Raw genomic sequence first — 6,559 nt, 5'->3', positions numbered from 1 at the left:
ATCTCAAAGCGGCCCGCCATCGCCCGCATCGCGTGCGGGTCAGTCATAAAACGTGTTGCCATCTTGGCTATCTCCTTTTCGTTCGAGCCTTCGGCCTGTCGAAGTTTCCGCGGTCGGTATCGGTTCGTTGGTGGCCGTATCGCGGATAGAGTACGGCGCAGCGGTTAACAGCTGGCCTCAAATGCGTGACATGTACCCCCTTTTTTTCCGCATCAGACGACGACCTGTTTGGGCATGACAATGGGTTTGACCCCGTACCGTGGCCCAGCCCCGTAGGCACCGGCACCCTTGGCGGCCGCCGCAGCGCCCGGCATGCCGGGCATTGCCGCCACGGGCTCCTCGGTGGCGGCGGTCCAGCCCGAACCCGCGAGGGGAGCGGTGGACGAAGCCGCCGACGCCGGGGCTGCCGCGTTCCAGCTGGCCGGTACCGAAAGACCGCCGACCGCGGACGCCTCGCCCAGGGTCGCCGACGTCGCCGCGCCCGACACCGAGCCCACCATCGTCCCGGGAATGATGCCCGCGCCGGTGGCGGGTGCAACCGCGTCCGAGAGGGCGTAGGGGATCGATCCCACGGTGCCAAGTTTTTGCCCCAGTGCTACGCCGTTTGGGATGGCGTTCATGGTGAACCAGGCCCCGGTGTTCACCGCTCCGTTGATGGCGTTGAAGACGGACGGAGTGCCGATGAAGTTGTCAATCGAGGACAGCAAGCCGTCGGTCGTAAAGGGCAGCGAGGCGGCGGCCGGAGCGGCCAGCGCCTGGACCGGGGCGTTCACCGCCGAATTGGCGACCGCGGCGGCCTGAATCCCGTCGGCGGCCGGGTTGGTGGCCGGCGTCATCGGCGTCACCGGCTGCAGGACCCCGGCCGCCATCGAAGCCGCCTGATAAGTGGCCATCATCGTGGCGTCTTGGACCCACATCTCGGCGTACTGGGCCTCGGTCGCCGCGATCGCGGCCGAGTTGACACCCAGAAAGTTGGTTGCGATGAGCGTTGCGAGCAATGTCCTATTGGCCGCGATCACCGGCGGGGGCACCGTCGCGGCAAACGCCGCCTCGTAAGCGGCCGCCGACGCCGTCGCCTGGGCGCCCGCCTGCTCTGCCGCAGCTGCCGAAGTCGTCAGCCAGGTCACGATTGGCTGGGACGCGGCGGCTGCCGCCGCCGATCCGGCACCCGTCCACTGCTCGGTGGTGAGCAACGTGATGATCGATTCCCATTGCGTCGCCGTCGTACTCAGCTCGGCGGCCAGGTTGTTCCATGCCGTCGCGGCGGCCATGAGTGGTCCCGCCCCCGCGCCCGCGTACATCAGGCTCGACGTGATTTCGGGTGGGATAGCTGCGAAATCCAAAACCATTTTTCTGTATTCCGTTTCTATGGAGGGAATTTGGCGGGTTGTTGACTAGACGGCGGTCGGTTTGGGCATAACCAGGGGCTTGACGCCGTAGCGCGGCGCACCGAAGCCGGCGCCGCTGCGCGCTCCCGAGACCATTCCGGGCATCCCCGGGATGATCCCCCCTGTCCCGGCCTGCGGCGCGCCGGCGGTCCAACCCACGGTCTGGATTGGGGTGACCGCGCTGGTAGCCGGGCCGACCGTGCCGGCCCAGCTGGGTGGCACCGACAACTTGCCGACCATGGTCGCGTTGCCCGCCGCGGCCGCCGGCATCGCTCCCACACCACCCATGCCACCGACGGGCGCCATCGGCGTCGTCGTGTTGGCGAGGTCCGCGCCGGCGGCGGCGTCGCTGACAGAAGTGTCCAGCAGGCCGCCACTGCCCAGACCGAGCAAGTCGGACGCGGCGGAGGCCCAGTTGCCGCCACCGATGTTCAAGATGTTCGCACCGTTGCTCGACAGGCCGAAGATCCCACCGAGCATGTTCGGGTTGGTGCCGTTGCCGGTGCTACCGAGGAGATAGGCAAGCCAGTCGAGGGGAGTGTTCGAAGACGTGGCAGCGGGGGCCGCGGCACTTGAAAGGGCGCTCGCGGCGGCATTCGAGGCCTCCGTGGCGCTATACGTCCCGGAGCTGGTACCCAGCGTGCTCGCATACTGCTCTTGAATCGTCTGTGCCTCGGCGGCGATCGTCTGGTACTCGGTGCCGAACGCCGAGAAGATCGCCGCCTGCTGGGCCGACACCGGGTCGGCGGCCGCGGGAGCGATGACCGTGGTCGCCGCGGCGGCGCCCGCGTTCTGCGCCGCCAGGTTGGAGTTGATCCCTTCCAGCAGCCCCTGTGCGGCAAGCAACTCTTCAGGCAGTGTTGTCAGAAACGACATCTATTAGCTCCTATTGTGTGAACCATGCCGGCCCATGCGCTGGGCCGACCCTGTGCGTTGTCGTACGGGCCCCTGTGTATTGGCGTAAGGCTAAACAGCTCGGTCTCCACATTCCCGACCGAAAGGGTTAGGGTGACAGCCGTTTACGGCTTCTTAACGCGAGGGCGGGCAGTTTTAACAAGCTCACGCCGGGTGACATAGCCGTGTCATCTGATTTCGGGTGGCGAACCAGCGGATAGACCCGCGGCCGCCGCATCCTAGGCGAAAGTCACTCCGCACGCATGCCCAAGATTTGGCAAGGTGTGGAGTGCGGCGCGGTGCGCCGGGCCTGGCATCCACCCGCTAAATTCGCCGCCGGGCCCCCATAGCCCAATTGGCAGAGGCAGCGGACTTAAAATCCGCCCAGTGTCGGTTCGAGTCCGACTGGGGGCACAACGTTTGCGCAAGTAGATGCGCCAAGCTCACCTATGACCGTCGGGCTGGGGCGCGCTGGATCCGACTGGGGTTTCGTCGGCACTGGTCGGCGAAGTCCCGTCGGTCGCGAGCACGTCACCGGCGTCCTGGTTGCCGAAGATGCTCGCGATGGCGCGGCTAAACGAGGTGCGGCCAACATTCTCGCCACCCGGTAGTTCGCTGTGTACGTGGAGCGCCCCGCAGGTAAGAAACGACACGACCACGCTGAACACCTCTATGCCGACATTGAGAATCTGCGTGAGGATGCATCCGCTGCTCGAGCCGGTGGGGTTGCTCACAGCGCGACCGCGTTCTCGGTCAACTCGAACTTGGCTGCCATGGCAGTTTCTCCCTGTTCGTTTTCTCGAACAGCGGAGACGCTACGCCTCGATGGCATCTCGCGCGCGCACCTAGCTTATGGGTCGCTTATGGGTCGTGGCCGCTCGGATTATCCGGTCAGGAAGACGAGCCGGAACTTCCCGATCTGAACTTGATCGTTATTGGCCAGCACCGTTGAGTCCACCGGCTGTCGGTTGACGTAGGTGCCGTTGAGGCTGCCGACGTCGGCGACGGCCCAGCTGCCGTCCTTGTCGAGGCGAAACTCGGCGTGACGGCGGCTCACGGTGACGTCGTCGAGAAGAATGTCGCTATCGGGATGGCGCCCTGCCGAGGTGACCGGCTGATCGAGCAAAAATCGAGAACCGGCGTTCGGGCCACGTTTAACAACCAGCAGCGCCGATCCGCTCGGCAGTCCTTCGGCGGTTTCCGCCTCGGTAGTAGCTGTCGAACCGTTATCCGCGTCGTCGAGAAAGTGGTCACCAAAATCCGCGGTGGTCTCCGCCGCTGCTTGATTTAGGTTTCGGTCATCGTCGCCGCGGTTCACAGTGTTGTTTCACCGCCCGCCACTCTTGCCCGCTTTGCATGGTGCCAGCCCACTGGACGGCTCCTTGTACATGAAGCTCGGACACGATCAGATACCCGCTAGCTACAAGAAGTACCCGAGTCCGGCGGTCTTATGCCCCCAGATCGGCGAGCTCGTGCAACTGCCGCGCCTTCGGGATAAGGCTGTATTAGCCGAACATTCTTTGAGATGAATCGCAGAATTTCCCGCCCCGATCCGTGACCTTTTTCGAGAGAAGGCGACTCACCCGCATGATCAACGAAGCATTCCAAAAGGGTCACGAAGGAAAACATCGATTGGCTCGGTGATTCGCGGTACTTACATTTGTTCAATGAATGTCAAAATACTGGCTGTGACCAGCGCGCTTGCGCTTGCGGGCGGAATCGCGGCGGCACCGCTAGCCAGTGACTATCCAGCACTGGACTTACCCACTTTGCTAATGCTGCGTTTCTACACCGTCCCAACGACTGGGTCTTGCGACGACGCCGCCTGCAAACCCCCCGCGAACGACCATCCGGTCCAAACGGACGAATTGGCGTTATTTCGCGCAAACAAATGACATGACACCTACGAAATACTTTGGTAGCAAATAACTTTGGGGACTCGAATGCTTAGCGGCCCGCTTGGCCGATCGGCGCACATGATTCGATCCCCTTGTCGCGCAACAACATATCCATGACCCGCAGCTGAAGTCCGCTTGCCCCTAGATCCACCTGCGGGTTCGGTGTTTGTACCGTCGATAGGCCTCGCCGAACGTGGCCTCCAGGCACCGCTCCTCCCGCGCAATGACGCCGCGGTCGACCACGATCAAGACGCCCACAAGAACGATGAGAGCCCACGGGGCCTCGGCGAGGACGACGATGCCTGCGTAGGCCAGCGCCATCCCCAGATAACCCGGATTGCGGCTCAACCGGTAGGGGCCCGTCGTCACGAGTGCGCTGGACCGCTCGTACGGGTTGATTGTGGTGCGGGCGCGCCTGAACGCGCGAATGAACGCTATGGCCAGCAGACCACCCGCCAGCAGCAGCGCGGCACCAACCGGGATGGCAAGTCCGGTCGGGATCGAGATGGGCGGAAGCACGGCATCAAGAGCGAATCCGGCCGCCAGGCCCGCAAGGTAGATCAGCGGCGGGGGCGCGATTACCCGCGGGGTTCCGGGGCTCGCCCCGCCTGCCGAGTCGACGCCTTTGCCCGGATCCTCGTTGCTCATCGCTGCCCAGTCTACTACTAAAAAATAAGTAAAAACAATTAGAAGCATAGTTTTAACTTTCAGATTGCTACTATGCCGCTATGCGGAGTTATCAGCAGTTCTGCCCGACGGCCCGGGCCTTAGACCTGGTCGGTGAGCGCTGGACGCTGCTGATCGTCCGGGAGCTCCTATTCGGCCCCAAGCGCTATACCGACTTGCAGGATGGGCTTCGCGGTATCGGCCCCAACGTGCTCGCCGCTCGTTTGCAATCGATGGAAACCAACGACTTGATCCGCAAGCGTCGCCTGCCGCCGCCCGCGGCCTCGACGGTGTACGAGCTCACCGAACTCGGCGATCGCCTGCGCCCCGTGGTGCGCGCACTTTTCGAGTGGGGCCTCGACATCACCGACACCCCAGACGCGGACGACACCGTCAAAGCCAGCTACTGGCTTCCGGCCGTTCACGCCGCCGTCCAAGCGCAATCGCCCTCGACCGATATCGACGACGAGTACGAATTCCGGGTCGCGGACGAGGCGATCACCGTAACGGTCAGGGCCGGAAAGACAGGCGTTCGGCAGGGGCCGGCCGACAGGCCCGATGTCGTGCTGCACACCGACACCCAAACCTTCATCGGGCTCGGCACCGGCCGGATCACGCCGGCGGAGGCAATCGAGGCGGGCGCTCTCAGGGTCGACGGAGACCCGGGCGCCGCTCAGCGGTGCGCGGAACTGTTCGGACTCTCCGACACGCAGGGTCCGAAGCGGTGAAGCGACGGCGGGTGGCCGTGGCGCAAACCGGCGGCCATACACTGACCCCCCGTGGGCATGCTGTTTGGATTCGCGCCATGGATCGTCTATTGGGTGCTAGTCGGTAACGTCCCGTTCAAGGCCGCCGTGTTGATCGCGCTGGCGATCGCCGTCGCCGTGTCGGTCATCGGGCGCGTCACCGGCCAGCCGGGTCGCACGCTCGACATGGGCGCTGTCGCAACGTTTCTGGTGCTGACCGTGCTCACGTTTACGCTCAGCGAGTCCTTCATGCAGGGCTGGATACAGCCGCTGAGCAACGCCGGGATCTTCCTGGTGGCGTTGATCAGCCTGCTCATCGGCAAGCCGTTCGTGCGTGAGTTCGCCGCGGCCGAACAGCCCGCCGACGTGGCCAAGACCGAGCTGTTCGGCCGCGTCGTCACCGTCCTGACCTGGATTTGGATCGCGGCCTTCGCCGGCATGACGGTGTCGTCGGCGATCCCACCGATCGCGCAACGCCTCGGCGGCGAAGAGGCCACGATCCTCGACACCAAGACCCCCTTGTCGTTCGTCTGCTACTGGGTCATTCCGTTCTCCCTGCTGGGCGCGGCTGCCCTTGCGTCGCGCTACCTGCCCGAACGGATGCTGGCCGGTATCGAAGACGTGGCGCGGGAGACGTCGTTCGTCGCCTACGACGAAGCCACCATCGACGAGCTGTATTACCTCGCCCAGGAACACGCCAACCGCGAGGTCGGCCCGGGCAAGGAGGCCTACAACGTCAAGGTCGGCGGCATGGGAACCCCGCTGACCGGGGACGAGTCGCGGAAGTCGTGGCCCTCGACCTACAAGGTGCGCGACAAGCGACACTGAACCCTTGCCCAAAACCGACGCATCTACCCACCGCGACACATAATCCACGCACACGACATGCCGGTTGGGCTCAAGGGGTGATTGCAACACTTCGTAGTTAGGAAGTGTTGATGGCGGCTCATTGGTCGTTGACGTCGGT

At 64.2% G+C, this 6,559-nt stretch carries 7 protein-coding genes and 1 tRNA gene; 3 read left to right on the top strand and 5 right to left on the bottom strand.

All coding sequences use genetic code 11. The annotated features are described in order from the left end of the window. Nucleotides 1-212 precede the first annotated feature (212 nt). Nucleotides 213-1,349, bottom strand: coding sequence for a PPE family protein (locus A5736_RS08850; RefSeq protein WP_076115395.1), 1,137 nt, complete (start codon nucleotides 1,347-1,349; stop codon nucleotides 213-215). Between the two features lie 45 nt (nucleotides 1,350-1,394). After that, nucleotides 1,395-2,264: a PE domain-containing protein gene (locus A5736_RS08845; protein ID WP_076127554.1), complete on the bottom strand. Its 870-nt coding sequence runs from the start codon at nucleotides 2,262-2,264 to the stop codon at nucleotides 1,395-1,397. A 358-nt stretch (nucleotides 2,265-2,622) separates the two neighbouring features. Between A5736_RS08845 and A5736_RS08840 the strand changes: the two genes are divergently transcribed. After that, a tRNA-Leu gene (locus A5736_RS08840) sits at nucleotides 2,623-2,696 on the top strand. A gap of 29 nt (nucleotides 2,697-2,725) precedes the next feature. On the opposite strand, the gene A5736_RS08835 is transcribed toward A5736_RS08840, so the two are convergent. From A5736_RS08835 to A5736_RS08825, 3 genes are all read right to left on the bottom strand, one after another. Further along, nucleotides 2,726-3,016, bottom strand: coding sequence for a hypothetical protein (locus A5736_RS08835; RefSeq protein WP_076245669.1), 291 nt, complete (start codon nucleotides 3,014-3,016; stop codon nucleotides 2,726-2,728). Nucleotides 3,017-3,165: 149 nt separating this feature from the next. After that, nucleotides 3,166-3,600, bottom strand: a complete 435-nt coding sequence (locus A5736_RS08830; RefSeq protein WP_076127558.1) for an FHA domain-containing protein — start codon at nucleotides 3,598-3,600, stop codon at nucleotides 3,166-3,168. A gap of 721 nt (nucleotides 3,601-4,321) precedes the next feature. Then, nucleotides 4,322-4,828, bottom strand: coding sequence for an isoprenylcysteine carboxylmethyltransferase family protein (locus A5736_RS08825; protein ID WP_139333211.1), 507 nt, complete (start codon nucleotides 4,826-4,828; stop codon nucleotides 4,322-4,324). Nucleotides 4,829-4,908: 80 nt separating this feature from the next. On the opposite strand from A5736_RS08825, the gene A5736_RS08820 reads away from it, so the two are divergent. Continuing rightward, nucleotides 4,909-5,574 carry a winged helix-turn-helix transcriptional regulator gene (locus tag A5736_RS08820; protein ID WP_076245667.1) on the top strand — a complete coding sequence of 222 codons (666 nt, stop codon included), beginning with the start codon at nucleotides 4,909-4,911 and terminating at the stop codon, nucleotides 5,572-5,574. Between the two features lie 51 nt (nucleotides 5,575-5,625). After that, nucleotides 5,626-6,420, top strand: coding sequence for a hypothetical protein (locus tag A5736_RS08815; RefSeq protein WP_076245666.1), 795 nt, complete (start codon nucleotides 5,626-5,628; stop codon nucleotides 6,418-6,420). Nucleotides 6,421-6,559: the final 139 nt, after the last annotated feature.

It is taken from the genome of Mycobacterium sp. SP-6446, assembly GCF_001954045.1.
Classification (GTDB): Bacteria; Actinomycetota; Actinomycetes; order Mycobacteriales; family Mycobacteriaceae; genus Mycobacterium.
Note: the sequence above shows the minus strand (reverse complement) of the source record. Positions and strands in the feature narration are given on the sequence as shown.